This is a genomic window from Variovorax sp. 20P10.2.4 (assembly GCF_058244205.1).
Window position 1 is genome coordinate 1 of sequence record NZ_JBZAYE010000987.1, and the last position, 1885, is coordinate 1885.

A 1885-nucleotide genomic window follows, 5' to 3' on the forward strand; every position below is an offset into this window, starting at 1 on the left:
GGCACGCGACGTGCTCGCCGAATGGCTCGACAACCTCGCGGGCCTGTGCGGCGAGCGGCTGCTGCGCATCAAGGGCGTGGTCGCGGTGCGCGACGAGCGGCTGCCGCTGCTGGTGCAGTGCGTGGGCACGCTGTTCGCCCCGCTGCTGCCGTTCGCCGGCACGGCGAACGGCTCCTTCCTGGTCGTGATCGTGCGCGGCATGCGGCTCGACGAACTGCGCGAGCTGCAGTCGCCGCTGCCAATCGCCGTGCACGCGGCCACGCGGCCGAATGCGATCGGCCGGTCGCTGTCGGCCGTGCTCGAGGAAAGCTGCGCATGAGGCCCACCACCGTCGCGCGCCGGCTGCTGGTGGGCGCCACCTATGCCGCGATGCTGCTGCCGCTGGTCACCGTGGCCTGGCTCAGCGTGTTCGCGCAGCCGATCATGAGCTTCCCGCCCGAGGGCTATTCGCTGCATTGGTATGCCAATGCCTGGAGCAAGCCGCAGTTCGCGAGCAGCTTCGTGCTGTCGCTGCAGCTCGCGGCGATCTCGGCGCTGCTCGGCGTGGGCACCGGCACGGCGGCGGCCTATGCGATCGAGCGCGGCCGGTTCCGCGGCCGGCGCGCGCTGTCGGCGCTGCTGCTGTCGCCGCTGGCCTTTCCGGGCGTGGTGCTGGGCACCGGCATCTACGTGTTCTTCGTGCGCGTGGACAACGCCATCGACCTGCAGATCGTCGCCACGCTGCCGGGCCTGATCGCCGCGCATGCGCTGCTGGCCATTCCGTGGACGGTGCGCCTGGTCTCGGCCAGCCTGCAGGGCCTGGGCCGCGCGCCCGAGGAGGCCGCGGCCAACCTGGGGGCGCGCCCGCTCACGGTGTTCCTGCGCGTCACGCTGCCCTCGATGCGCGCCGGCATCGTGGCCGCGGCGGTGTTCAGCTTCATCGCCAGCTTCGAGAACCTCGAGATGACGATGATGCTCACGGGTCCCGGGTACGCCACCCTGCCGGTGGAGATGCTGAGCTACCTCAACTTCAACATGGACCCGACGCTGGCCGCGGTCGGCACGGTGCAGACCGTGCTGATCGCCGTGCTGCTGCTGGTCGCCGATCGTTTCGTCAGTCTGTCCCGGGTGACCTCTTGAGCCATCTCCATCTCGACAACCTCCAGTGCACCTACGACCGCACGGTCGCGGTGCGCCATCTCGACCTGCGCGTGGCCCAGGGCGAACTGCTCGCGCTGCTCGGCCCCTCGGGCTGCGGCAAGAGCACCACGCTGCGCATGGTGGCCGGCTTCGTGCCGCCGAGCGCGGGCCGCATCCTGTTCGGCGAACGCGACGTGACGCATGCGCCGCCGCATGCGCGCGACACCGGCATGGTGTTCCAGGGCTATGCCCTGTTCATGCACATGAGCGTGGCCGAGAACGTGGCTTTCGGGCTGCAGATGCGCAAGGTGCCGCGCGCCGAGCAGGCCGCGCGCGTGAAGGAAGCGCTGCGTCTGGTGCAGCTCGAGCACCTGGCCGAGCGCCGGCCCGCCGCGCTCTCGGGCGGCCAGCAGCAACGCGTGGCGCTGGCGCGCGCGCTGGTGGTGCGGCCTGCGGTGTTCCTGCTCGACGAGCCGATGTCGAACCTCGACGCGCAGCTGCGCACCGAGGTGCGGCTCGAGATCCGCGCGCTGCAGCAGCGCCTGGGCCTCACCACGCTGCTGGTGACGCACGACCAGGAAGAGGCACTGACCACCGCCGACCGGCTGGCCGTGATGGACCATGGCCGGGTGCGGCAGGTCGGCACGCCGCAGCAGGTGTACGAGCAGCCGGTCGACCAGTTCGTCGCCAACTTCATCGGGCGCTGCAACCTGGTGCCGGGACGGCTCGAGGCGCCCGGTGCTTTCCGCGCGGGCGCGCAGCTGCT

3 protein-coding genes are annotated in these 1885 nt (G+C 71.2%); all 3 read left to right on the forward strand.

Features of this window, described 5'->3' with window-relative positions; translation table 11 throughout:
• The coding region (locus AC27VN_RS40245) for a CobW C-terminal domain-containing protein (RefSeq protein WP_490880326.1) at nt 1–319 on the forward strand (319 nt) is incomplete at its 5' end.
• Entirely contained in the window at nt 316–1119 is an 804-nt protein-coding gene (locus AC27VN_RS40250; RefSeq protein ID WP_057593600.1) for an ABC transporter permease, read from the forward strand. The genes AC27VN_RS40245 and AC27VN_RS40250, both read left to right, overlap by 4 nt.
• Nucleotides 1116–1885 (forward strand): ABC transporter ATP-binding protein (locus AC27VN_RS40255; protein WP_490880327.1); only part of this gene is annotated, 770 nt, incomplete at its 3' end. The genes AC27VN_RS40250 and AC27VN_RS40255, both read left to right, overlap by 4 nt.

What these genes read in the sequence shown, in the direction of transcription:
- AC27VN_RS40250 (WP_057593600.1), top strand. Translation starts at nt 316, where the DNA reads ATGAGGCCCACCACCGTCGCGCGCCGGCTGCTGGTGGGCGCCACCTAT.